Source organism: Emticicia fontis, assembly GCF_054779675.1.
The window spans coordinates 208,439-231,708 of the sequence record NZ_BAAGXU010000001.1 but is presented as its reverse complement, the minus strand read 5'-3'; the positions used below and the strand labels follow the sequence as shown (position 1 = coordinate 231,708).

General features: G+C 38.8%; 19 protein-coding genes. 8 read left to right on the top strand and 11 right to left on the bottom strand.

Annotation, left to right across the window (positions count from 1 at the left end):
- Positions 1–200: 200 nt before the first annotated feature.
- Complete coding sequence (gene vapB, locus ACYVFA_RS00970) at positions 201–380, top strand: DUF2281 domain-containing protein (protein WP_460469911.1); 180 nt, start codon at positions 201–203, stop codon at positions 378–380.
- A gap of 59 nt (positions 381–439) precedes the next feature.
- On the opposite strand, the gene rpsA is transcribed toward vapB, so the two are convergent.
- On the bottom strand, positions 440–2,251 hold the full coding sequence (rpsA, locus tag ACYVFA_RS00965) for a 30S ribosomal protein S1 (protein ID WP_460469910.1): 1,812 nt from the start codon (positions 2,249–2,251) through the stop codon (positions 440–442).
- 344 nt (positions 2,252–2,595) lie between these two features.
- Here rpsA and ACYVFA_RS00960 point away from each other — a divergent pair, with 344 nt between their 5' ends.
- Positions 2,596–4,296 carry an acyl-CoA synthetase family protein gene (locus tag ACYVFA_RS00960; RefSeq protein WP_460469909.1) on the top strand — a complete coding sequence of 567 codons (1,701 nt, stop codon included), beginning with the start codon at positions 2,596–2,598 and terminating at the stop codon, positions 4,294–4,296.
- A gap of 151 nt (positions 4,297–4,447) precedes the next feature.
- On the opposite strand, the gene ACYVFA_RS00955 is transcribed toward ACYVFA_RS00960, so the two are convergent.
- The 3 genes from ACYVFA_RS00955 to ACYVFA_RS00945 are packed head-to-tail and all read right to left on the bottom strand — an operon-like array spanning position 4,448 to position 5,661.
- Positions 4,448–4,705, bottom strand: coding sequence for a ribonuclease H family protein (locus ACYVFA_RS00955; protein ID WP_460469908.1), 258 nt, complete (start codon positions 4,703–4,705; stop codon positions 4,448–4,450).
- The gene (locus tag ACYVFA_RS00950) at positions 4,686–5,000 is read right to left on the bottom strand and encodes a thioredoxin family protein (RefSeq protein ID WP_460469907.1); all 315 of its coding nucleotides are present in this window, start codon (positions 4,998–5,000) and stop codon (positions 4,686–4,688) included. Before ACYVFA_RS00950 ends, ACYVFA_RS00955 begins: the two co-directional genes overlap by 20 nt.
- A 28-nt stretch (positions 5,001–5,028) precedes the next feature.
- Positions 5,029–5,661: a peroxiredoxin gene (locus tag ACYVFA_RS00945; protein WP_460469906.1), complete on the bottom strand. Its 633-nt coding sequence runs from the start codon at positions 5,659–5,661 to the stop codon at positions 5,029–5,031.
- Between the two features lie 359 nt (positions 5,662–6,020).
- Here ACYVFA_RS00945 and ACYVFA_RS00940 point away from each other — a divergent pair, with 359 nt between their 5' ends.
- Positions 6,021–6,638, top strand: coding sequence for a Uma2 family endonuclease (locus ACYVFA_RS00940; RefSeq protein WP_460469905.1), 618 nt, complete (start codon positions 6,021–6,023; stop codon positions 6,636–6,638).
- 146 nt (positions 6,639–6,784) lie between these two features.
- Positions 6,785–8,833 carry a methionine--tRNA ligase gene (metG, locus tag ACYVFA_RS00935; RefSeq protein ID WP_460469904.1) on the top strand — a complete coding sequence of 683 codons (2,049 nt, stop codon included), beginning with the start codon at positions 6,785–6,787 and terminating at the stop codon, positions 8,831–8,833.
- 66 nt (positions 8,834–8,899) lie between these two features.
- On the opposite strand, the gene gcvT is transcribed toward metG, so the two are convergent.
- The 3 genes from gcvT to ACYVFA_RS00920 form a co-directional block, all read right to left on the bottom strand.
- Positions 8,900–10,003 (bottom strand): glycine cleavage system aminomethyltransferase GcvT, encoded by a 1,104-nt coding sequence (gene gcvT, locus ACYVFA_RS00930; RefSeq protein WP_460469903.1) that lies wholly within the window; start codon positions 10,001–10,003, stop codon positions 8,900–8,902.
- A 126-nt stretch (positions 10,004–10,129) separates the two neighbouring features.
- Entirely contained in the window at positions 10,130–11,527 is a 1,398-nt protein-coding gene (locus tag ACYVFA_RS00925; protein ID WP_460469902.1) for a hypothetical protein, read from the bottom strand.
- Positions 11,528–11,565: 38 nt separating this feature from the next.
- On the bottom strand, positions 11,566–12,633 hold the full coding sequence (locus ACYVFA_RS00920) for a hypothetical protein (protein ID WP_460469901.1): 1,068 nt from the start codon (positions 12,631–12,633) through the stop codon (positions 11,566–11,568).
- Positions 12,634–13,046: 413 nt separating this feature from the next.
- Here ACYVFA_RS00920 and ACYVFA_RS00915 point away from each other — a divergent pair, with 413 nt between their 5' ends.
- The gene (locus ACYVFA_RS00915) at positions 13,047–14,318 is read left to right on the top strand and encodes a 3-deoxy-D-manno-octulosonic acid transferase (protein WP_460469900.1); all 1,272 of its coding nucleotides are present in this window, start codon (positions 13,047–13,049) and stop codon (positions 14,316–14,318) included.
- Between the two features lie 21 nt (positions 14,319–14,339).
- On the opposite strand, the gene ACYVFA_RS00910 is transcribed toward ACYVFA_RS00915, so the two are convergent.
- Genes ACYVFA_RS00910 through argB form a run of 4 tightly spaced genes read right to left on the bottom strand, consistent with a single transcriptional unit; the run spans position 14,340 to position 17,288 of the window.
- Complete coding sequence (locus ACYVFA_RS00910; protein ID WP_460469899.1) at positions 14,340–14,783, bottom strand: DMT family transporter; 444 nt, start codon at positions 14,781–14,783, stop codon at positions 14,340–14,342.
- An 11-nt stretch (positions 14,784–14,794) separates the two neighbouring features.
- Positions 14,795–15,376, bottom strand: a complete 582-nt coding sequence (locus ACYVFA_RS00905; protein WP_460469898.1) for a Uma2 family endonuclease — start codon at positions 15,374–15,376, stop codon at positions 14,795–14,797.
- 14 nt (positions 15,377–15,390) lie between these two features.
- The gene (locus ACYVFA_RS00900; RefSeq protein ID WP_460469897.1) at positions 15,391–16,470 is read right to left on the bottom strand and encodes a M20 family metallo-hydrolase; all 1,080 of its coding nucleotides are present in this window, start codon (positions 16,468–16,470) and stop codon (positions 15,391–15,393) included.
- Positions 16,471–16,499: 29 nt separating this feature from the next.
- Entirely contained in the window at positions 16,500–17,288 is a 789-nt protein-coding gene (gene argB / locus ACYVFA_RS00895) for an acetylglutamate kinase (RefSeq protein ID WP_460469896.1), read from the bottom strand.
- Between the two features lie 175 nt (positions 17,289–17,463).
- On the opposite strand from argB, the gene ACYVFA_RS00890 reads away from it, so the two are divergent.
- The 3 genes from ACYVFA_RS00890 (at position 17,464) to ACYVFA_RS00880 (ending at position 23,231) form a co-directional block, all read left to right on the top strand.
- The gene (locus ACYVFA_RS00890; RefSeq protein WP_460469895.1) at positions 17,464–18,600 is read left to right on the top strand and encodes a trans-sulfuration enzyme family protein; all 1,137 of its coding nucleotides are present in this window, start codon (positions 17,464–17,466) and stop codon (positions 18,598–18,600) included.
- A gap of 147 nt (positions 18,601–18,747) precedes the next feature.
- Positions 18,748–20,340: a S8 family peptidase gene (locus tag ACYVFA_RS00885; RefSeq protein ID WP_460469894.1), complete on the top strand. Its 1,593-nt coding sequence runs from the start codon at positions 18,748–18,750 to the stop codon at positions 20,338–20,340.
- 155 nt (positions 20,341–20,495) lie between these two features.
- On the top strand, positions 20,496–23,231 hold the full coding sequence (locus ACYVFA_RS00880; protein ID WP_460469893.1) for a family 78 glycoside hydrolase catalytic domain: 2,736 nt from the start codon (positions 20,496–20,498) through the stop codon (positions 23,229–23,231).
- The last annotated feature ends 39 nt before the right edge of the window (positions 23,232–23,270 follow it).

Here is a 23,270-nt window from a genome sequence, read left to right as displayed (position 1 = left end):
AAGTTCACCGACTGAAGTCGGTGGCTAAGATAACAAAGGTATTGTCCTCATACATCGCCGGACTTAAGTCCGGCTTACATGAATAATTATTCCTTTGTTAATTTAGACGGCGAATTTTATTCGCTGCTGTGTATACGCTGATATATTCTTACATAAGAAATTTAGAAATGATTGACCTTTTGATCCAATCAAAGATAAGTATGTTTCAATCAGAAGAACTAAAAAAGGATTTAATTCTGTATCTTGATTTTTTGTTATCAAAACAATTTTCAGAGAGTCAATTACAGAAGCGTGTTCCTAAGTTTGGTTCAGGGAAAGGAATGTTTAAAATGGCAAGTGATTTTGATGCTCCTTTAGAAGATTTTAAAGAATATATGTAACCAATTAAAACAAAAAAGGCCTCCCACCGGGAAGCCTTTTTTGTTACTCATATGTTATCTTACTCAGATACTGATTCAGATTCTTTCTTTTTGTTAGAAAGTTTCTTTTTCTCACCTTCTACCATTTGCTCTTTTAAAGCAGCAAGGGCATCAAGATCTCCAAGTGTTGATTTTTCTTCGTTTGAAGAAGCAGTTGCTTCTTTTCCACCTTTTTTCTTAGCTTCTTTTTTCTCGTCTTCCTTAGGAGCTTCCCAGGTTTTAGAGTGAGAAAGCATGATTTTCTTCTCTTCTTTGTGGAACTCAAGCACCTGGAATGGCAATTTCTCACCAGCTTCAGCTACTGTACCGTCAGCTTTAGCCAAATGTTTCAACAAGGCGTATCCTTCGATACCGTAAGGTAGCTCAAGAGTAGCTTGTTTGTCATTTTTAGAGATAATTGTACACTCGTGCTCAGAACCTACTGTGAAGATGTGCTCGAAAGTATCCCAAGGATTTTCTTCCAGGTGTTTGTGGCTAAGGGCTAAACGACGGTTTTCAACGTCAAGCTCAAGTACCACTACTTCAAGCGTATCACCAACTTTCACGAAGTCAGACGGGTGTTTGATTTTCTTAGTCCAAGATAAATCAGATACGTGAACCAAACCATCAATACCTTCTTCTAGTTCAAGGAAGATACCGAAGTTAGTCATATTACGTACAGTACCAGTATGAGTAGTACCAACGCCATATTTGCTCAATAAATCTTGTTTTGTCCAAGGATCTTCAGTCAATTGTTTAATGCCTAAAGACATTTTACGCTCTTCACGGTCAAGAGTCAATACAACTGCTTCGATTTCGTCACCGATTTTCAAGAAATCAGATGGGTTACGTAGGTGTTGTGACCATGACATTTCAGAAACGTGGATAAGACCTTCAACACCCGGTTTCAATTCTAGGAATGCACCGTAATCTGCGATGTTTACAATCTTACCTTTTACTTTCGAACCAACTGACAATCCTTCTGCTAGAGAATCCCAAGGATGAGACTCCAATTGTTTCATACCCAACGAAATACGTTTTTTGTCTTCGTCGAAGTCCAGAACAACCACTTTGATACGTTGATCAAGTTTAAGCAATTCGTTTGGATGGTTGATACGACCCCACGAAATATCAGTAATGTGAAGTAGACCATCAACACCACCAAGATCGATGAACACACCGAAGTTAGTAATGTTTTTAACCACACCTTCCAATACCTGACCTTTCTCCAAGTTATTAAGGATAACCTGACGTTGTGTTTCAAGGTCTTTTTCGATAAGGATTTTGTGAGATACAACTACGTTATCGTTAGTATGGTTGATTTTCACAACCTTAACTTCCATTTTCTTACCAACAAAGATATCGAAATCACGGATTGGTTTAACGTCAATTTGTGAACCTGGCAAGAACGCCTCGATTCCGTATATATCTACAATAAGACCACCTTTCGTACGACGTTTCACGAATGCATCGATGATAGCGTCTTCTGTAAATGATTTTTCGATGTTGTTCCAAGCGGTTAATACTCTTGCTTTTTTGCGAGAGATCACCAACTGACCCATAGCATCTTCTTGTTTTTCGATGAAAACTTCTACCTGATCACCTACTTTTAAGTTAGGTAAATCACGGAACTCAGAAACTGAAACCAAACCATCTGATTTGAATCCAATGTTTAATAATATCTCACGGTCTGTGATACCCACAACCGTAGCCATTACTACATCTTTCTCAGCAACTTCTGTTAGCGTTTCGCTATAAAGTTTTTCTAAATCTGCTTTCTCAGAAGCGGTGTAGCCGCTACCGATACCTCTTTTTGAGACTTTGTCCCAGTCAAATTCTGCAACTTGTGCCATAATTGATTTTAATGCGCCCATTTGTACATCAACCTGCCGGGCTTTCAGGTTAAAATTAGTTTGAAATAATCCTTTGAGAAAATGACTGCAAAGGTACAGTTTTTTCTGACAAAATCCAATATAAATTATTTATTATTAATTAGTTACCATATTTTTTTATTGATAGGGCTTTAAGTGGTAGTTATTCGCCTGTTTTATAAGAAAAATAGCAATTCTGAATACCGAAAAATATTATGCGTGCCGAATATTTTTTAATTTTTTCTCTTTCGTTCTCAATAAAACGTCTTATTTTTACATTAAAAAATACAATACCTGTTCACTGTTAATCAATATTAAAATCTATTATGCCTGTTAAAACACAACCGTATCCCTGGTTAAAATTTTACCCGGAGGGTATACCCCATGAAATCAACCCGGATGCCTACCCCTCGTTATTAGAATTGATGGATGAAGGCTTTAAGAAATATGCCAGTAATGCCGCCTATTCTTGTATGGACAAGGAAATAACATTTGGTCAGCTTGATAAATACTCACGCGATTTTGCAGCTTACCTGCAAAGCACCGGCCTACAAAAAGGCGACCGTCTGGTTATCCAGATGCCGAACTGTCTGCAATATCCGGTAGCAATGTTTGGTGCTTTAAGAGCTGGATTAATCATCGTCAATACCAATCCACTATATACCCCTCGTGAAATGGAACATCAGTTCAAGGACTCTGGTGCAAAAGCTATTGTGATAGTAGCAAACTTTGCCTCAAACCTTGAAAAAGTGATTGATAAAAGTTCTATCAAACACGTGTTCGTGACACAGCTAGGCGATATGCTTGGATTCCCGAAAAAGCAAATCGTAAACTTTGTGGTGAAAACTGTAAAGAAGATGGTGCCAGAATACAATCTGCCACAAGCTATGCCATTTATGAGTGCTGTTAGTAAAGGAGGCAGCCTGAACTGGACAAAACCAAAATTGAAGAACACAGATATGGCATTTATCCAATATACTGGTGGTACCACAGGTGTATCAAAAGGTGCTATGCTAACTCATCGTAATATTATCGCCAATCTGGAGGCTAATCATATATGGCAAAGCGTGATGACTGGCAAGATTAAAGACAGTAAAGTAGTAGTGGTAGCGGCCTTGCCTTTATATCATATCTATGCCTTAACAGTTAATGCGCTCACTTCTTTGAAAACCGGAACAATGAACCTGCTTATCACTAATCCACGTGATTTAGCGGCATTTATTAAAGATTTGAAGAAAAACCCTCCGCATGTTTTCACAGGTTTGAATACATTGTATAATGGTTTGTTGAATCACCCGCAAATCGGAGAAGTGGATTTCAGTAAATTGGTGATTACTTCTGCCGGTGGAATGGCTCTTCAAGGAGTTGTGGCTAACCGTTGGAAAGAAATGACAGGTAATTTACCTGCCGAAGGCTATGGTTTATCAGAAACTTCACCAGTATTGACTTCAAACCCATTAGTAGGCGAAAATAGAATAGGTACTATCGGTATACCTTGGCCAAGTACAGAAATAAGAATATTGAAAGACGATGGCTCTTGGGGAGATGTAGGAGAGGTAGGGGAGATTTGTGCTAATGGCCCACAGGTAATGGCGGGTTATTATAATCGCCCGGATGAAACGGCCAAAGTAATGCTGAAAGATGAGGATGGCAGAGACTGGTTCAAAACAGGTGATATTGGGGTGATGGATGCAGATGGCTACTTCAAGATTGTAGATAGAAAAAAAGATATGATTCTGGTATCAGGCTTTAATGTCTATCCGAATGAGATTGAAGATGTAGTAGCTACTTGTCCGGGAGTATTGGAGGTGGCTTGTATTGGGGTACCAGACGAAAAATCGACGGAAGCTGTAAAAGTATTCATCGTGAAGAAAGACCCGAATCTGACAGCCGAACAGGTAAAAGCCTATTGCAAACAAAACCTGACAGGTTATAAATGTCCGAAACACATAGAATTCCGTACCGAATTGCCTAAGACCAATGTTGGTAAGATATTGCGTAGGGCTTTGAAGGAGGAAACTAAATAAAATTGTGGCGCGAGCTTCCAGCTCGCAGTTGACATCGAAAACAAAATAGACTCTGATACTGCGAGCTGGAAGCTCGCGCCACAAGAAATCTATAAAAAATGCCCTCTTATCGTAAGATTGAGGGCATTTTTGTTGATGAAGCTATTGCGACTTAAGCGGGTATTCTATCAATTGAACCCATTACTTTTTTCATAAAGGTGTTAGCGGCATCTTTTTCTGGCATGCCGTCGGCTATCATTTGGTGTACTTCCAATGCTCCACAGAAATTAGAGATGAGTTCTCCAATCACGTCTACTTCTTCGTCTTTCAAAGACGGAGTTTCAGAAATATTTTCCAATACTTTAATAGCTGCCTCAATTTCAGCTACCGAAGAAGTACGCTGAATTTGTCTAATTAAGGGTAATTTCATCTATCAAAGATTTTAATTGTTCTTCTTTATTAGTCTGTACCTGATTTACCAATTGTCCGCCTTTAAAGCTGGCGAATGTTGGTAAATTGTTTACCGAAGCCAGTTTTCTTGAGGATGGGAACTTCTCGGCATCCACAATCACGAAAGCAGTGCCTTCATTGTCGTTCGACAGTCTTTTGAATTTTGGTTTCATCAGTCTGCAATTCCCACACCACGAAGCCGAAAATTGCACCATTACTTTGTCGTTTTGGGCTACTATCTCAGCTAAATTATCTTCTGCTAATTCAATCAACATAATTGTAAGAATTTTAAAGATGGATAAATTAGTTTTGTGAGAAGTAGCTAGCCACACCTGCATTGGTTGCTTCCATAGCAGCTTCACCTTCTTCCCAGTTAGCAGGGCAAACCTCACCATATTTCTCTACGTGCAATTGTGCATCTAATAAGCGAAGATACTCATCGATATTACGTCCTAAAGGTAAATCGTTGATTGATTCGTGACGCACGATACCTTCTTTATCAATCAAAAACGTACCACGGAATGCTACCGGATTACCTACAAAAGACCATGTTCTGGTTTCGTTATTGAATATATACTCACCACCCAAAACACCGGAGTTTAACGAAACAACTTTAGAAGCATCAGCAATAATCGGGTAAGTAATGCCCTGGATCCCACCTTGTTCTTTTGGGGTATTCAACCAGGCTAAGTGTGTTTCTTCTGTATCAGTTGAACAACCTACTACTACGGCTCCTCTTTTTTCGAACTCACCTAATTTCTCTTGAAAAGCATGCAATTCAGTTGGACATACGAAAGTGAAATCTTTCGGGTAGAAGAATAAAATCACATACTTTTTACCTAAATATTGGTCTAAACTGAAGTTTTCAACGATTTCTTCTCCATCGATTACAGCACCTGTATTAATGTGCGGATATTTTTTACCTACTAATGCCATTGTATTATTATAATTTTTATTGGGTACCTACTTGAGAAAACCAACACAAAAAAATACAAAAAATTGGTATCGGTCTATCTATTATTTGAATGTTCTATTAAGTTCTTTTAATAGTCCAATAGCATTTCAAAGGTATATTCGATAAAAGAAACTAAATATGACAGTTGTCAGGAATGGGGGAATAGTGCAATTTTGCTAATATTTGGTAATTGGATTTTTATTAGATTGGGATTTTGTGAGAGATTGATTATAGTAGAGAAGAACAGCTTTTAATAGAGATTTTTAAATACACCTTAATTTTGTAAAACACACTTTTAAAGTGTAAAATTGGTTATATTTGTATATAAACTTCAGGAAAGATGGCAACGGGAACAAGTGATTTTTTACCAAGACTTATCCGTCATAAACCTGCTCGTAAATATACTTTAGAAGAATATTTACGAAAGGAGGGTAATTCGACCTATAAACATGAGTTTATTAATGGCGAAATAATTAAGATGCCTAACGCAAGATATAATCATAATTTGATAGCCATGAATGTGGCTGTTGAAATGACTAATACCATTGAAGAATCAGAGAAAAATTATCTGGTTTTAGGTTCTGACCAGAAAATATATCTACCTGTTCTTGATGAAAGCGTCTATGCAGATACTCTAGCCGTTTGTGAAAAACCGTTATTCTGGGACGACGATGATTTATTGTTGATAAATCCGATTTTAGTGGTAGAAGTTTTGTCAAAATCAACACAGCGTTATGACAGAACGGGTAAGTTTGATAAGTATAAAACACTAGAGTCATTCAAAGAATATGTAATGATTCGTCAGAATGAATGTTATGCGGAAGTCTGGTATAGAGAACGTCCCGGACTTTGGCATGAAACAATTGTAACGGATATTGATGGCAAATTACCTCTTCAATCCCTCGGAATAGAAATCTCCATGAAGCGGATTTATAAAAATGTAAGTTTTGCTATTTAAAGGCTATAGCTCCTCAAACAAAGTTTTGCAGTGATTTTTACTTGCCTCTGCTCAAAAATCATTTAAACCTGTAACTTTGCGAACTTATTTTTAAAATGCGTGATTTAGTAGTAATTAATTACTAAAATCACACAATACCATTACCTATGCAAAAATACACTGTTACAGCAGCCTTGATTTATGCCAATGGCCCTATTCATATCGGGCATCTGGCGGGTTGTTATATTCCTGCTGATATTTATGTGCGTTATCTTCGTTCTACAGGTGCCGATGTAGCTTTCATCAGCGGTACTGACGAACACGGCGTACCTATTACCGTTAAAGCTAAGAAAGAAGGCAAAACGCCACAGCAAGTAGTAGATTTTTACTACGAACAAATCAAAAAGTCATTTGCTGATTTTGGTATATCGTTCGACATTTACTCACGTACATCTAATCAGACACATCATCAGCTTTCACAAGAGATTTTTACAACTCTATACGATAAAGGCTATTTTGATGAAGAAACTAGCGAGCAGTATTATGATGAAGTAGCTCAACAGTTTCTGGCTGATAGATACATTGCCGGAGAGTGTCCAGTTTGTGGCAATCCGAATGCGTATGGTGACCAGTGTGAGAATTGTGGTTCTACGCTTTCTCCGACCGAATTGAAGAATCCACACTCTACGCTATCAGGTTCAAAACCTGTGATGAAGCCCACTAAAAACTGGTATCTGCCGCTTGATCGTATGCAGCCTGACATAGAAAAATATGTCAACAGCCATAAAGAGTGGAAGACCAATGTTTTTGGTCAATGCCAATCGTGGTTAAAAGAGGGATTAAGACCTCGCGCCATGACTCGTGACCTTGACTGGGGTATTAAAGTACCTTTGCCAGATACAGAAGGGAAAGTACTCTATGTTTGGTTTGACGCACCTATCGGCTATATTACTTTCACGAAAGAATGGGCCGACCAGAACGGTAAAAACTGGGAAGATTATTGGAAGAATAAAGACACCAAACTGGTGCACTTCATAGGAAAAGATAATATTGTTTTCCATTGTATTATTTTCCCTGCGATGTTGATGGCTGAGGGAAGTTATATTTTGGCCGATAATGTACCTGCGAATGAATTTATGAATCTGGAGGGAAATAAAATTTCTACCTCAAGAAACTGGGCGGTTTGGTTGCACGAATATCTGGAAGAGTTCCCTGGTAAACAAGACGAACTGCGATACGTATTATCAGCCAACGCGCCAGAAACTAAGGACAGTGAGTTTACCTGGAAAGACTACCAAACCCGTGTGAATAGTGAATTAGTAGGGGTTTTCGGAAACTTCGTGAATCGTGCCTTGGTATTAACTCACAAAAACTTTGGTGGGGTTGTTCCTGCGAAAGGTGAATTGATAGAAGTGGATACAAAGGTTTTAGAAGAACTAATCGCTTTCCCGAAAACAATTGGCGAAGCTATCAGCAATTATAAATTCCGTGAGGCATTGAATTTAATCATGGATTTGGCTCGCTTAGGAAATAAGTATCTGGCAGAAACCGAACCCTGGAAAGAGAAAGACCCTGAAAGAGTAGGTAGCATCATGAATATTGCTTTGCAGATAAGTGCAAGCCTAGCAATTGTGAGTGAGCCGTTCTTGCCTTTCACGGCTGCTAAAATCTTTGAAATGCTGAACCTTGACCCACAACAATGGGATTCGGCAGGTAGAGTAGATTTATTGGCGGCTGGTCATAAACTGAACCCTGCACAATTGCTATTCACAAAGATTGAGGATAGTGTCGTAGAAAAACAGGTGCAGAAATTATTAGATACCAAGAAGATGAACGAAGTAGAAGCTAAAAAGAAAGAAGACGAAACAAAGGCAGTGCCTGAGTTGAAAGCTACCATTCAATACGATGATTTCGCTAAACTGGATATTCGTGTAGGTACTATCTTGGAAGCAGAAAAAGTAGCAAAAAGTGATAAACTATTGAAGTTCCTGATAGATGATGGTATCGAAAAAAGAACGATTCTGAGTGGTATTGCCAAATACTTTACACCAGAAGAAATGATAGGCAAACAGGTAACTTTCTTGGCAAATTTAGCCCCTCGTAAAATGATGGGTGTGGAATCAAACGGTATGATTCTGATGGCAGAAGACCGCGACGGAAGTCTGGCTCTTTTGCAACCACACAAAGCCGTTTGGAATGGTGGGCCTGTGAGTTAAGACACAAATAAATCATACTATAATGAAAACGGGACTTGGCAATAAGTCCCGTTTTCATTATATACCTTACACCCCAGCCTTCACAAAAGGCATCTTGGTAACTACCGCTTTCAACAGTTTATCTCTTACTTTAATAAATACTTCTGTTCCGGCTTTTGAGAATTCAGTGGGTACATACCCCATTGCAATACCTTTTTGCAAAGTCGGTGACATCGTACCAGAAGTAATTTCCCCCAATCTATTGCCTTCTGCATCACAGATTTCGTAGTGCGAACGAGGAATACCTCTATCAATCATTTCCAGACCTACTAATTTGCGTTTCAAACCTGCTGCTTTCTGTGCTTGTAAATTAGCAGAGTTAATAAAGTTTTTATTGAATTTAGTAACCCAGCCTAAGCCTGCTTCCAGTGGAGAAGTAGTGTCAGTAATATCATTGCCATATAAGCAATAACCCATTTCCAGACGTAAAGTATCTCGGGCACCTAAGCCGATTGGTTTAATATCAAATTCGGCACCTGCTTCAAATATCGCATTCCATAATGCTTCGGCGTGCTGATTTTCTACATATACCTCAAAACCGCCTGCACCTGTATAACCTGTTGCGGATACTAAAACCGGTTCGATTCCTGCTACTTTACCCGACTTGAAAGTATAGTAATCCATAGATGCTAAATCTATATCGGTTAATTTCTGTAAAGTCGGAAGTGCTTTTGGCCCTTGAATGGCAAACAGACAGGTAGTATCAGATAAATTTTTCATAGGTACATTATCTGTATTATGGCTCTGAATCCAATCCCAGTCTTTTTCAATATTAGAGGCATTTACTACCAGATAATACCATTCGTCAGTGAAACGATATACCAGTAAATCATCTACAGCACCACCTTGTTTATTAGGCATATAGCTATATTGTACCTTACCATCATATAAAACAGAGGCGTCATTGGCCGATATTCTTTGAATCAGGTCAAGCGCTTTTTTTCCGGTCAACATAAACTCACCCATGTGAGATACATCAAAAACACCTACACCATTGCGCACGCAATTATGCTCTTCGATATCAGACGAATAACGAACAGGCATCAGGAAGCCTGCAAATGGCACCATTTTTCCACCGATTTTTTCGTGTAAATCACTAAGCGGGATTTTCTTTATTTCTGTTGAGTCCATGTATTTTATAATTGATAAGTTCTGGCGACAAAATTAGATAAAATATCTGTTTATAAACTCGTGTAATAAAAAAAGTAGAAACATGGCTATCATGTTTCTACTTTATATTGATTCATATCCTGTTTATTAATTAGGATTTTGATTCTGATTGTTGAACTGCTCTGTAATTACCTTACGAAGCTGCTGATGCGGACGAAGTCCGTTATTGCGGTATACTTTCGGCGTTTTATCTGAATTAGAATCCTGCGCATTGCGCATCTGACGAACCGAAGCAGTTCTGAACTCTTCGTATTCATCATCCGTCATTTCTCCACGATTAGCACCACCTTTCGCTACACCATCGTTGAAAGAGTTAATGCGACGATCCTGATCTGCCAATCTGGCGTGCTCAAGCATACCTAAAATCTCAGCTGAAAGATTTTTCTTTTCTTCTTTCAATTCGCCTATACTTGGTAGATTCGCCAAATCGTTTTCTAAAATATTCTTTTGTGCGGTTTGCTCTGATAAAACTTTCTCAGCCGCTTTTAATTCTTCGGTCAGTTTTATATTTTTCTTACGCAAACGTCTGATAGTTGGCCCGGATTGCAGCCATCTATACCAATAAGACTGCATCACAGGTAGGGCAATTCCTAAACAGATAGCACCGGCAATGGCAAACAAAATACCACTCAACACGAACGACATCAAAGCCCATGGACTATTCACTAAATCTATATTCAGTTTGTCATAAGCTTTTAGTTGCTCATCCATTTTCTGAATCAATGCCTGATTATCAGACGGCTGAGCCGAGGTTGGGTCTAAAGGCGTGCTGTTTACCTGCAAAGCCTTTATCTGCTTGTTGATACCGTCTTTGAGTTTATCAGTTCTATAAGCTTCATAACGGAACCAGCCTAAAACCAACATTGTACCGATAGAGAATACTAACAAGAAGCCCTGGAAAACGCCATATACTTTCTTGGTTTTGGCATTATAATCAGTCAGATAAGGTTGTTCTACCAGACGCTCATAAGCAGGTTTCAACAGGATAGACAACATGGCCAAACCGATAGCAAATGCCCAAGCTTCAAAGGAATTACGGATATTAAGTGCATAAGCCACAATTTCGTGCGAGATAATCAAATCACCCGATACGAAAGCTATACCTGCCAATAAATAAAGAATACCAGCAAACAATGAATAGGGAGATTCTGATTTTTTACGCTTTTCGTCCAGAAAATTGATTCTTTCAGTATTACCGTCAATTTCTTTCTGAATATAGCCTATGTGTTGCGCCTGTGTATTAACTGCCAGTGTATGCTCCTGAAATTTGCTATAAGCCTCTTTCTGGGTTTCTTTACTGTGTTTAATGGTTTCATCAATTTCAGCTATCTCCTCACGTTTTTCGGCAATGCGATCTTGCAACCACTCATAGCTGACATGGCTCGAAAGGAAACTCTCATAAGTTGCCTTATCAACGTTTTCAACACCGGTAATGTACCCATGCTGAAAATCTCCGTTATAATAATTTTCGTTTTCTTTTTCCATGCGTATTTATGCTTTTTTAGCTCTCATGTGTTGAACAATTATTCTAAAATCTTTTTGATTTGCTTGTCGGTCAATTTTTCACGATAGCTTCTGGCCAGGTTAAATTCACTTTCAAACAATTTGATCATCATATCACGTCTCTCATTCAAACGTTTTAATTCAGCTTCTGGTGCCTTTAGTTCATCAACAATCTTCCATTTCTGCACTCTTAAATCATCGATTTCATTTTTTAGCTGATTTTGTTCCACATCCCATTCGCTTGCTTTGTTTACTTTATCGCTTTTCAATTGTCTGTTATTCAGCCACATACTCACATCATTTTTGGTGATGGTCAGGTTACTTAATAGTAGTTTCCCTGCAAACAGGAACAGGAAGAACGTAAACAGTAACAAAGCCAATGCGCGCGCAGTTGACTGATGCTCCAATGCCTGTACAAATACAAAAACTGACGCGGCCAAAGGCATACCTACTTCTTCTAAGGCATTTCTCCACGAAACAGGCGTATCTTTTTCATGGAATAATGATTTCGGGTTAAATAGGTTGAACATACCAGCCAGCAAAACGCCCAAAGCAATAAAAAAGTGATTCTGCGGAAAATTCGGCTGGATAGATTCATCTATCAGGTAATAATTACCTACACACATTGCCAAAGACAATAAAAGCCCTACGATGGTACGAGGAAGATAATGATTAGCCGCTTCGCGATTTTCAAGTATCTGGGCTTTGCCTTTCAGCTCGTCAATGCGGGTTTCTTTTTGGCCGATAAAAAGATTTAGCTCACCAATTTTCTCTGATAGATATTCAACTGTCTTTTCTAAATCGGCTGTTTTATGTGAAAAATAGTTTTTTATGGCACCAGTTTTCTCTTCCGCTTTCGAGTCTGACAAACCAAAAATTACTCCTTCGTCTCTAAGGGCGTCTTCGTTTTCTAACCAAAAGGGAGTTAAAGGAATGTCTGTAGCTTGGGCAGGTACTTCTGCAATAGGCGCAACCGGATTGTTTATTTCATTCTGAGGTTCGGTTGTTACAGCAGGCACCTCGTTTTTTGGTATTTCTGATGGTATTTCAGAGCGGAACCAGTTTTTTAAACGATCGAGGAAAGACATGGGTTAATTGGTGTTTTAATCATCTCCCCAATTTTATATGGAATAATAGCCTTTGTGGGAAATGAATCGTATTTACTTCTTAAAAAATACAATATGGCTTATGGATAACAAATATTAACCGACATAATTGCCATTATAACTCGAAATTCAGAAAAATATTTTGATTTTCTTTAAATAATTGTGAAGAATGGCTTCTGCGAGGGCTATATGGTCTTTTTTTCTTGTTTTTATCCTAATTTGATTATATCAGTTCCATATGTATAAATTATTGATTCTAATGAGCTGAAAATGGCAAAGTTTATATTAAAAAATAGCTGAATTCGTGCGCTAAATAAGTTTAAAAGCTACTTTCTCGAAGCTTTTTCGTAGGTTTGCTTCTGAAATAGTATTATTGGTTTTTAATCGGCCACTATATGTTACTCGACTTCTTTTATAATCTCTCGATACGTGCTTATGTTGCCTTGTTGAAGCTTATTGCGCCTTTCAATAAGAAGGCAAAACTTTGGGTAGACGGTAGAGATAAGCTTTTTCATAAGATAAAACTGGATGTCGAACGTAGACAGTTAAGATCAAGGAGTGCAAAGGTGGCGTGGTTTCATTGTGCTTCTTTAGGAGAGTTTGAGCAGGGGCGTCCGGTAATTGAGGCTTTCAGGAAACAATACCCTGATTATAAAATTGTATTGACTTTTTTCTCTCCGTCAGGTTATGAGATACGGAAGAATTACTCAGGAGCAGATTATATTTATTATTTACCTGCCGATACGCCTGAAAATGCTAAGGATTTTGTGAAAATAGTTGAGCCGGATATTGTTTTCTTTGTAAAATATGAATTTTGGAAAAATTACCTGACCGAACTACAAAAGTGTAAAATTCCTGTCATTTTGTTTTCTGCCATTTTCAGACCTAATCAGGTGTTTTTTAAGTTTTATGGCGGCTTTTACCGGGAACTACTTCATAAATTCAAGCATATTCTGGTGCAGAATGAGAGTTCATTAGAACTACTGCAAAGCATTGATATAGACAATGCGAGTCTGGCAGGTGATACTCGCTTCGACCGTGTGAAACAGATTGTAGACAACCGAAAGACGATTCCGGAAGTTGAGCAGTTCAAAAATGGGCAGCAGATATTTATCATTGGCTCAGCGTGGCAGACAGATATGGACGTGATAATTCCGATGATTAATGAATTAAAGGACGGTACTAAATTTATCGTAGCTCCACATGAAATTCATGATGCAGAAATTGACATCTGGCGAAAACAGTTGACCGCGAAATCGGTACTGTTTTCTGATACTGACGAGGTGAAAGATTTAGGTACTTATGAGGTCCTTTTTATTGACAATATTGGTATGCTTTCTTCACTTTACCAATATGCAGAATATGCGTTTATTGGCGGTTCTTTTGGAAAAGGATTACACAATATCTTAGAAGCTGCTACATTTGGAATGCCGATTTTCTTTGGAAACAAAGCCTATCAGAAATTTCAGGAGGCTAACGAATTGATTCAGGCAGGAGGTGCTTTTCCGGTAGAGAATATGGAAGCGTTGAAAAGTTTGTATCAGGCACTAAAAGCCAATGAAAAGAACCGAGAAAAGACAGCTAAAATATGTAGCAATTATGTATTGAATAATGTAGGTGCTACGCAGAAAATTATGGGAGTGGTTGAAAGCATAGTAAAGAAATAAACTTACTTTGCTTTCAACTATTTAATTCTTCACAATCATGTAGACACCTATCACGGTTACTATCCCGCCAATAATCCGCATCAGACTGATAGGGTGTATTTTAAAACCTAACAGCCCAAAATGGTCGAGTGTCATGGCAGTAATTAACTGACCAGCCACTATTAAGGCAAGCATATTGGCTGAACCAACTTTCTGAATGCTTAGAATAACCGTAGTTACAAAGAAAGCACCTAAAAGTCCACCCATCCATTTCCACCAGACAACCGATTTAAGTGTTGCCAGCGAGGGAATAGGTTCTTTAAAAAAAGGAGTAATCAGAATCAGACTTATCAAACCAATAGAAAAAGAAATGATGGCCGAATAAATCGGATTCTGAATAGTTTTGCGGAGTTCAGCATTAATACCTGACTGAAGGCTATTAGTAACTCCGCAAAGAATAGCGAAAAAGTAAAAAATGATATTCATTAATGGTTGTTTTATTCTTCTATTGGCATAAAAGCAATATCTTCATAAATATCTTCCAAAGACAATACTATATCTAACTTTTCCAGATTGATTGCCTGATTAAGCTCAACAAAATCTTCATACTGCCATTGAAAATCATTCAGACGACTATATAATTCAATTCGCACTTCATTCTGCGAAACCAGTATATGGTATTGAACAGAGCAGATAGATTTATATTGTCTCAACTTAAAATCATGGTCATATCCAGTCGTTGACTCACATAAAACCTCAATAATTAAGCTTGGACGACGAATAAAAAACTCTTGCTTTGAATCACTAGGATTACAAGTAAGCATTACATCTGGATAAATATAACCATCACGCTGAATTGTTTCCAACTTCACACTCTCAGTAAAGATATCACATCCTCTCTTTCTGACAATTGGCAATAAGCGGTTTGCAATATTTCCTACGATCCGATTATGATTTAAGGTAGAACCCTCTAACTCAAAAATTTTACCCTTATAATATTCATATCTTAGTTGGCTGATTTCTTCCAATTCAAAATACTCTTCTACTGAATAATATTTTTTTAAATCAGCCTGTCCCATAATATGATGTAGGTTTAAAGAATAACCTTTTCCAACATTGTGATATATAACTGGATACCCTCTACTATTTCATCTATATGCACATATTCATCAGCAGTATGTGAACGGGCTGAATCGCCGGGTCCCATTTTCAGAGACGGACAATCTAATAAAGCCTGATCAGAAGTAGTTGGTGAGCCATAGGTATTACGTCCCATAGAGATACCAGCCTGCACAATCGGGTGTTCCATCGGGATACTTGATGGGCGCAGACGGATTGAACGTGGGATTACCTCACTACCTATATTTTTCTTAACCGTTTCAATAATCTCTTCCAGAGTATATTGCTCTGTTACCCGAATATCTACTGTAAACTTACAGGTATCAGGCACTACATTGTGTTGCGTTCCGGCATTGATAATGGTAACTGTCATTTTGATAGGTCCCAGATTTTCAGATACTTTCGGGAATTGATAAGTCTGAAACCAGTTAATATCCTGAATGGCTTTATAAATCGCATTTTCACCCTCGTTTCTTGCCGCATGCCCTGATTTGCCATGTGCATTACAGTCTAGTACCAACAACCCTTTTTCTGCCACTGCCAGATGCATTTGCGTAGGTTCGCCTACAATAGCAAAAGAAATTTCCGGTAATTCAGGTGCTACCATTTCAAGTCCTTCACGTCCTGAAATTTCTTCTTCGGCTGTAGCAGCCATAATGACATTATAAGTTAAATCATCACGGTAATAAAAATAGCAAAAAGTAGCGATTAATGAAACTAAACATCCACCGGCATCATTGCTTCCTAATCCATACAATTTGCCATCTTTCAATAGTGGATTGAATGGATTCAATGTCCAGGATGGATTAGGTTTTACCGTATCGTGGTGAGAGTTTAATAAAACAGTTGGTTTGTTGGCGTCGAAAAACTTGTTTCTTGCCCATATATTATTTTTCTTTCTGCGATAAGGAATATTTCTTTCACGGAAAAATTCTTCGATAATAGCGGCCGTTTCATCTTCCTGCTTACTAAAGGATTCGGTCTGGATTAAATCTTTCAGTAATTCAATCGCGTCATTTGTTAATGTCTCAACCAGATTGGAATTTTGAATCATATTTTGTGATGTTGTAATTATGCTGCAATTTAAAGAATAATTTGTGTTCCGCTTTGTCCTTGGGCAACTGCTTGCTGTAATTCATCAGCATGGCAGATAATTACTTTCGAAACTCCTTTTTGTAAAGCTGCAAAAGCATTATCCAGTTTCGGAATCATACCCGCATTAATGGTTCCCGAAGCCTTATATTCAGCATAGCTGGCAGGTGTCAGGGTCGGAATCACCGAGTCATTATCTTCCGGATCTGAAAGTACACCTTTTTTCTCAAAGCAATAAATCAGATTTACCTCAAAATGATTTGCCATCGCAACGGCCACCGATGAGGCCTGTGTATCCGCATTGGTGTTCAGAATATTCCCGTCTTTATCAAAAGTCAATGGCGCAAAAACCGGAGTCAGTTGATTGTCTATAAAGTTTTTGATGATGGCATCATTTACTTTTTCTACATCTCCTACATAACCATAGTCAATTTCTCGCACCGGGCGTTTTTTAGCCAATATTACTCCTGCATCAGCACCAGTCAGCCCGATAGCATTGCAATCTAATGCCTGTAATTGGGCCACAATCTGCTTATTTACTAATCCACCGTATACCATCGTGACTACTTCCAGCATGGGCAGGTCAGTAATACGGCGACCTTCCACCATTTTGGTTTCTACATCTAGTTTTACCGCTATTTTGGTAGCAATTTTACCACCGCCATGAATCAGTGCTTTGGCATCAGCCAATGCCGAAAAGTCTTTCAGAAACTGAGCTAAAGCTCGAGGATTGTCTATGACATTTCCACCGATTTTTATAATGTTAAGTTTTTGCTTCATTTATTATTTATATTTGCCAGCGAGGTTAGTTGGAAAGTTATTATAAAAAATAGTATTTGATAAAACCCCATCCCCAACCCTTCTCCAGCAATGGGGAAGGGGGTTAAAGTCCCTCTCCACATTGTTGGGGAGAGGGATTTAGGGTGAGGGGTTTAATTATTCCCCAAAATTACACATGAAATTAGAAACTCTTAGCATTCATACCGGAAATCATGGCGAGCCTACTACCGGAGCCCTTGTACCGCCCATTATTCTTTCTACTACTTTTGAGCGTGGCGAAGATGGAAATTTTGTAGAAGGAAGAGATATTTATGCCCGTGCCTCTAATCCTAACCGACGGATGTTGGAAGAAAAACTGGCAGCTTTGGAGGGTGGAACAGATGCTATTGCGTTTTCATCAGGTCAGGCGGCTACTATGAGCGTTTTTCATGCTTTGGGAACCAATAGCCATGTCATTCTGCCGGATGATATTTATTATGGCACCCGATATATGATAGAAAGCTTGTATTCGCACTGGGGCATGACCTGCACACCTGTAGATATGACCGATATCAGCCATATAAGAAAGGCGATAAAGAAAAACACCAAACTTATCTGGATAGAAACGCCTTCAAATCCAAGCCTTAAAGTGACCGATATTCAGGCAGTAGTAAAACTGGCTAAATCAAAGAATATTCTGACAGGTTGTGATAATACCTGGGCAACTCCTTATTTTACCAAACCTTTTGATTTTGGGGTAGATATTATCATGCACTCTACTACCAAGTATTTTGGTGGACATTCTGATATATTAAGTGGCTGTATTATTGTAAATGAAAGTCTGCCACAAGATTTAAAAGCCAGAATCAGAAATTTCCAGACTACCGGTGGTGTGATTCCTTCCCCTTTTGATTGTTGGTTGTTGTTTCGTAGCCTATCTACCTTTGCTATTCGTATGCCTGTGCACGCACAGAATGCCATGAAACTGGCTCTGTTTCTGGAGACTTATCCGCAGATAGAAAAAGTAAATTATCCGGGTTTGAAAGCGAATGAATTTCACAAAGTAGCAAAGAAACAAATGCAGAATGGCTTTGGTGGGATGATGTCAATTCTGGTGAAAGGCGGACAAGAAGCTGCTTTAAAGCTGACTTCAAATTTAAAATTAATCAAACATGCAACGAGTCTGGGTGGAGTGGAGACTTTAATAGAACATCGTAAAACGGCAGAGGGAGCACATTCGGTTAGTCCGGATAATCTATTACGCATTTCGGTAGGTATCGAAAATATTGAGGATTTAATTGAGGATTTCAGACAAGCACTGGCTCAATTATAAACCTCCATTCAATAAAATAACCCATTATGGGTTAAATAAAACTCGAACCAATTCGTTTACTTCGCAGTTTACTTAGTTTATATATCTGTCGATACAGACAATTTACTTTAACCAAACGGGTTTCTATTTCTAACAAAAAACTAAACAATGAAAAAAATACTTTTTGCTTTTTTCTTATCCCCTTTTCTTCTTCAAGTCCATGCACAAGATTTAAAAACTAAGCCTAACTGGCAAAATCTTGATTTTGAAAAAGACGGTGTTCGTGGTATGAGTGTAGAACGGGCCTATCAGGAGTTACTCAAAGGAAGAACTTCCAAAACTGTGGTGGTGGCCGTGATTGATGGTGGAACAGATGTAAACCACGAAGACCTGAAAGATAAAATATGGGTAAACAGCAAAGAAATTGCAGGCAATGGCAAAGACGATGATAAAAACGGTTTTGTGGATGATGTGAATGGCTGGGATTTTCTGGGCGGTAAAGACGGACAGGATGTAAACCATGAGCAAGTGGAGCTGACCCGTATGCTGAAACAATACAAAGATAAATTCGGTGATAAGCCTTCTAAAAAACTGATTCGTAAAAATCAGGCTGAATATGATTTGATGGGCAAATTGCAGAAAGAATATGAAGAAAAACGTGCAGAAGCAGAACAATATGCTCCTTTCTATGCACAGCTCTATAAAAACTATACAGAGTCAGAAACGGTTTTGAAAAACTATCTGAAAGTAGATAACCTGACTAAAGAAAATATTACAGGTATTGACGAAAACAATGTTGATCGTACAGTGAGAGCGGCTAAGCGTACCTTAGAGAAATTTTTGGAATTAGGCGCAACAGGTAACGATATTAAAGAGGCAGTAGAACACTACGAAAGCGAGTTGAAATATAACTATAACCTTGATTTTAATGCACGTACTGTGGTAGGCGATAATCCTGATAAATTGCAGTATGGTGAATATGGTAATAATGAAGTAACAGGCCCGGACGGTATGCACGGCACACACGTGGCAGGTATTATTGGTGCGAATCGTAATAATAACTTAGGTATTCTGGGTGTAGCTGATGACGTGAAGTTAATGATTGTTCGTACTGTACCTGATGGTGATGAAAGAGATAAAGATGTGGCCAATGCGATTCGTTATGCGGCTGATAATGGTGCACAGATTATCAATATGAGTTTCGGGAAACCATACTCTCCAGAGAAAAAATGGGTAGATGAAGCCGTGAAATATGCGCAATCGAAAGGGGTATTGTTAATTGCAGCCGCAGGGAATGATAACCTGGATATTGATGTAGACGTACATTACCCAACAGCCACTTATGAAAACGGACAAAAAGCAGAAAACTGGATTTCGGTAGGTGCTTTATCTTGGAAAAACGCACCAGATGCCGTGGCTGAGTTTAGCAACTTTGGCAAAAAAGGAGTAGATATATTTGCACCGGGTGTAGATATTTACTCAACCGTGCCGGGTTCTAAATATGAAGAAAAAAGTGGTACCAGCATGGCAGCCCCTGCCACTACAGGTGTAGCAGCTTTATTGAAATCATATTTTCCTGAGTTAACTGCGGCTCAGCTTAAAAAGATTATCCTGGAATCATCAGTGAAAGTACCTGATTTCAGAGTATATAAACCTGGCTCTAAAGAAATCGTGAAATTCGAAGATTTATCATTGACTGGTGGGATTGTCAATGCATACAATGCTGTGAAAATGGCCAAAGAAATGTTGAAAGTAGAATAACAAATGTTTAAATTAATATCTGAATCCGTAGTAGCCTCTACTGCGGATTTTTTATTTTATCAAAATGAGACAATAACAGGTGAGTGAATGAGGGTAATATGTAGTAAATCTTTTAATTTGCAGAATAGTACAAGAAATTATTAATAAAATTAAAAATGAAATTACTACTTAACCTATTTATTTATCTGATAAGCGCCAGTGTCTTTGCGCAAAGCATCAGCCTCTATGATTTAAGCTGCGAAAATAGAACAAACCCTATTGGTCTGGATGTCAAAAATCCTCGTTTTACCTGGAAGATAACAGGCGCAAGCAGAAACATTACCCAAACAGCCTACCAAATTCAGGTGGCTACTACGAATGATTTTGCCAAAAAGAGTCTTGTATGGGATTCAGGCAAAGTGAATTCTGACGAATCGGTGCTGCAAACCTATCAGGGGCCAGCCCTGAAATCTGGGCAAAAGTATTACTGGCAGGTAAAAGTCTGGGATAATCAATCGCAGGAATCAAAATGGAGTGCAGTGTCTTTCTGGCAAACCTCCTTATTAGATCCTGCTTCTGAAATCACTGCTCAATGGATTTCATCGGGTATCAAGGGAGATAGTGCCTATGGCTTGGTGCCACAATTCAGAAAGACATTCGGCGCAGCGAAGAAAATCAAATCAGCTACAGCTTATATTTCCGCAAAAGGTTTATACGAAGCCTATATTAATGGGTTCAGAGTCGGCGATGCTTACCTGACACCGGGTTGGACAAGCTATAATAAACGCTTATTATACCAGACCTATGATGTGACCAAGCTCGTTGGTCAAGGGAAAAATGCGATTAGCGTTAGTCTGGGCAATGGGTGGTATAGAGGTGAATTAGGCTGGGAGAAGCGCACAGGTTTCTATGGCAAAGAAACCGCGCTGATATGCCAGATAAATATCACCTATGAAGATGGCAAAACCGAAACAGTGATTTCTGATGGTTCATGGAAGGTATCCACTGGACCAATCGTCTTCTCAGAAATTTATGACGGTGAAGTATACGACGCCAGATTAGAAAAAACAGGTTGGACAAAGATTCTCTATAATGATTCAAACTGGCAACCAGTGGTAGTAAAAGATTTTCCGAAAGATGTATTGTTTTCATCAAATCATGAATTAATTACCAAGCATGAGAGCTTCAAACCTATAAAAATATTGACGACCCCTAAAGGCGAAAAAGTGCTGGACTTCGGGCAGAATCTGGTAGGTTGGGTGCAAATGAAAGTTTCGGGTAATGCAGGAGATAAAGTAGTACTTTCTCATTCAGAGGTGTTGGACAAAACCGGAGGATTGTATTTTGATAACCTGAGAAATGCCTTGGCGCAGGATACTTATATTATGAAAGGGCAAGGCGTTGAAACTTTTGAGCCACATTTCACTTTCCATGGATTCAGATATGTGCGGGTAGAAGGATTGAAAGGAGATTTGAATCCTGATAATTTTACTGCCTTTACCTTATATTCAGATATGAAGCCGACGGGTAATTTTGAATGCTCAAACCCAATGGTGAACCAATTACAAAAGAATATTCAATGGGGGCAAAAAGGGAATTTCCTGGATGTGCCAACCGATTGTCCGCAACGTGATGAGCGTTTGGGTTGGACGGGTGATGCAGAGGTTTTCTCTCGTACTGCCGCTTTCAACTTTAATGTCAATAATTTCTTCAACAAATGGCTGAAAGATGTAGCGGCCGACCAGAATCCGAATGGCTCTATCCCGTTTGTGATTCCCAATGCGCTGAAAGGAACTTTCTTTGATACACCGATTGGCGCGGCGGGTTGGTCTGATGCAGGCATCATTATCCCCTGGAATATGTACGTCGTGTATGGTGATAAACGCGTAGTAGAAGAGCAATACCCAAGCATGAAAGCCTATCTGCAATATGTGAGAAGTGCCGCTAAAAATGATCTTTGGAATACAGGTTTCCAATTTGCCGATTGGTTATCATATCGGGTTGATGATTCAAAAGGTATGATTGGACAAAAATCAGCTGTGACAGATAATTATCTGGTAGCCCAATGTTTCTTTGGGTATAATACTGAACTGATGATAAAAGCCGCTAAACTCCTGGGCAAAACCGAAGATGTGAAGGATTTTGAAGCATTGCTTGGTCGCGTGAAAGCTGCTTTCCAGAAGGAGTTTATGACAGCCAATGGCCGATTGATTTCTGAAACACAGACAGCTTATATTCTGGCTTTACAGTTTGATATGTTACCTGAAAATCTACGCCAGAGTGCAGTAGATCGCCTGGTTGAAAATATTAAAAGCTATAATTACCATCTGACGACAGGATTCCTGGGGACACCATTCTTAACCCCTGTACTCACTCGCTTTGGTAAAACCGATGTAGCCTATCGTTTATTATTGCAGGATACTTATCCGTCATGGCTATTCCCAATCAAAATGGGCGCAACAACTGTTTGGGAAAGATGGGATTCGATGAAACCGGATAGTACTTTTCAGGACCCTGGCATGACTTCATTTAACCACTATGCCTATGGCGCAGTAGGCGATTGGATATATAGAGATGTAGCAGGAATTGATGTGGACGAAGAAGGCGCAGGCTATAAAAAGATTATTATCAGACCGCATTTAGGTGATGGACTGACTTCTGCCAAAGCTACGCTACAAACCAATTATGGTCTGGCATCGTCAGGCTGGAAGAAAGATGCTAAAGAAACTATTTATAATATTGAAATACCTGTGAATACCTCAGCCACAGTTTATTTGCCTACGACTAATATCCCGGATATTGAAGAGAGCGGCAAGCCTGTTTCTTCAGATATAAAAATTCTGGGTGTTGAAGGAGAGTATACAAAACTACAAGTGGGTTCGGGGAAATATGAGTTTAAGGTAAGAAAATAGACTAGTACTAACCGGATTTTATACGCAAAAAAGAAAGCC

What these genes read in the sequence shown, in the direction of transcription:
- ACYVFA_RS00925 (WP_460469902.1), bottom strand. Translation starts at nt 11,527, where the DNA reads ATGGAAAAAGAAAACGAAAATTATTATAACGGAGATTTTCAGCATGGG.
- rpsA (WP_460469910.1), bottom strand. Translation starts at nt 2,251, where the DNA reads ATGGCACAAGTTGCAGAATTTGACTGGGACAAAGTCTCAAAAAGAGGT.
- ACYVFA_RS00905 (WP_460469898.1), bottom strand. Translation starts at nt 15,376, where the DNA reads ATGGGACAGGCTGATTTAAAAAAATATTATTCAGTAGAAGAGTATTTT.
- gcvT (WP_460469903.1), bottom strand. Translation starts at nt 10,003, where the DNA reads ATGGACTCAACAGAAATAAAGAAAATCCCGCTTAGTGATTTACACGAA.
- ACYVFA_RS00920 (WP_460469901.1), bottom strand. Translation starts at nt 12,633, where the DNA reads ATGTCTTTCCTCGATCGTTTAAAAAACTGGTTCCGCTCTGAAATACCA.
- ACYVFA_RS00890 (WP_460469895.1), top strand. Translation starts at nt 17,464, where the DNA reads ATGAAATTAGAAACTCTTAGCATTCATACCGGAAATCATGGCGAGCCT.
- ACYVFA_RS00910 (WP_460469899.1), bottom strand. Translation starts at nt 14,783, where the DNA reads ATGAATATCATTTTTTACTTTTTCGCTATTCTTTGCGGAGTTACTAAT.
- metG (WP_460469904.1), top strand. Translation starts at nt 6,785, where the DNA reads ATGCAAAAATACACTGTTACAGCAGCCTTGATTTATGCCAATGGCCCT.
- ACYVFA_RS00950 (WP_460469907.1), bottom strand. Translation starts at nt 5,000, where the DNA reads ATGTTGATTGAATTAGCAGAAGATAATTTAGCTGAGATAGTAGCCCAA.
- ACYVFA_RS00940 (WP_460469905.1), top strand. Translation starts at nt 6,021, where the DNA reads ATGGCAACGGGAACAAGTGATTTTTTACCAAGACTTATCCGTCATAAA.
- ACYVFA_RS00960 (WP_460469909.1), top strand. Translation starts at nt 2,596, where the DNA reads ATGCCTGTTAAAACACAACCGTATCCCTGGTTAAAATTTTACCCGGAG.
- ACYVFA_RS00885 (WP_460469894.1), top strand. Translation starts at nt 18,748, where the DNA reads ATGAAAAAAATACTTTTTGCTTTTTTCTTATCCCCTTTTCTTCTTCAA.
- ACYVFA_RS00915 (WP_460469900.1), top strand. Translation starts at nt 13,047, where the DNA reads ATGTTACTCGACTTCTTTTATAATCTCTCGATACGTGCTTATGTTGCC.
- ACYVFA_RS00945 (WP_460469906.1), bottom strand. Translation starts at nt 5,661, where the DNA reads ATGGCATTAGTAGGTAAAAAATATCCGCACATTAATACAGGTGCTGTA.
- ACYVFA_RS00880 (WP_460469893.1), top strand. Translation starts at nt 20,496, where the DNA reads ATGAAATTACTACTTAACCTATTTATTTATCTGATAAGCGCCAGTGTC.
- vapB (WP_460469911.1), top strand. Translation starts at nt 201, where the DNA reads ATGTTTCAATCAGAAGAACTAAAAAAGGATTTAATTCTGTATCTTGAT.
- ACYVFA_RS00955 (WP_460469908.1), bottom strand. Translation starts at nt 4,705, where the DNA reads ATGAAATTACCCTTAATTAGACAAATTCAGCGTACTTCTTCGGTAGCT.
- argB (WP_460469896.1), bottom strand. Translation starts at nt 17,288, where the DNA reads ATGAAGCAAAAACTTAACATTATAAAAATCGGTGGAAATGTCATAGAC.
- ACYVFA_RS00900 (WP_460469897.1), bottom strand. Translation starts at nt 16,470, where the DNA reads ATGATTCAAAATTCCAATCTGGTTGAGACATTAACAAATGACGCGATT.